General features: G+C 43.5%; 1 protein-coding gene. It reads left to right on the top strand.

Going from position 1 to position 428, the window contains the following annotated elements; translation table 11 throughout:
* Nucleotides 1–188 precede the first annotated feature (188 nt).
* The coding region (locus tag D7X96_RS40645; RefSeq protein WP_208647461.1) for a hypothetical protein at nt 189–428 on the top strand (240 nt) is incomplete at its 3' end.

The raw sequence follows: 428 nt of genomic DNA, 5'->3' as shown, positions 1-428 counted from the left end.
GTGGTCGAGCTCTCGCCCTCACCATAAAACCATTGTTGTACCGTTTCCTATCACCAATTGGTTTTGGGATAAGTGGTACCTCAATGGGGTGTAAAATCCTACAAGTGGTATCACCACTCAACTGAGTTTTCAACCTGTTGATCTCAGACATGTCTAGTGTTCCTTATGCTAGTGCAGTTGGGAGTATCATGTATGCCATGGTTTGCACGAGGCCAGATATTTCACACGCGGTTAGTGTAGTTAGCAGATACATGGATAACCCCGGAAAGGCCCATTGGCAGGCAGTGAAATGGATACTCCGTTACTTGAGAGGTACTACTGATGTTGGGATAATTTATGACAGAAGTAATAACACTTCTGGAAGTGTTATTGGATATGTTGATTCAGATTTTGCTGGATATTTAGACAGAAGAAGGTCCCTGACAGGT

The sequence above is a fragment of the Corallococcus interemptor genome (assembly GCF_003668875.1).
GTDB lineage: Bacteria > Myxococcota > Myxococcia > Myxococcales > Myxococcaceae > Corallococcus > Corallococcus interemptor.
The sequence above is the reverse complement of the archived record's forward strand: the minus strand, read 5'-3'. Positions and strand labels throughout refer to the sequence as shown.